Origin of the sequence: Prevotellamassilia timonensis (genome assembly GCF_021531665.1) — a bacterium.
Classification (GTDB): Bacteria; Bacteroidota; Bacteroidia; order Bacteroidales; family Bacteroidaceae; genus Alloprevotella.
Genome location: NZ_JADYUH010000173.1, coordinates 1 through 370, shown reverse-complemented (window position 1 = coordinate 370; position 370 = coordinate 1). Strand labels below are relative to the sequence as shown.

Annotated in this window: 1 protein-coding gene; it reads left to right on the top strand. The window is 39.5% G+C overall.

Annotation, left to right across the window (positions count from 1 at the left end; genetic code table 11):
* Positions 1-281: hypothetical protein (locus tag I6E40_RS10765; protein WP_235387285.1), on the top strand; the 281-nt coding region annotated here is incomplete at its 5' end.
* Positions 282-370 lie beyond the last annotated feature (89 nt).

Sequence of the window (370 nt, the reverse complement as noted above, 5' to 3'; positions counted from 1 at the left end):
TCCCCCGTGCCTTCTTTCAGAAGGCTGCCATTCTCTTCAAGGCGATAAACAGAAATAAACCGTTCAATGGTAGGGCAATGAATTCGCCACCTACTCCGCCTTACTGCGGCACAGTCGCTGCGGCTTTGCACTTGATGAATTCACAGATAAGATGCGGTTCCTGCCGGGAAAAGGTTTTTTTCGGTTTTTGTCTTTCATTCATTCGTTCAATTTCTGAACAATTCGTGTTCCAAAACAAGATTTTTTCTCCATTAATGCCCATTAATTGTCTCGTTAAATGACTCATTAATTTCTGAACAATTCGTGTTCAATTCGTGAACAATTCGTGTTCAAAAACAAATTAATGGCTTTTAATGAATCAATTCATGAA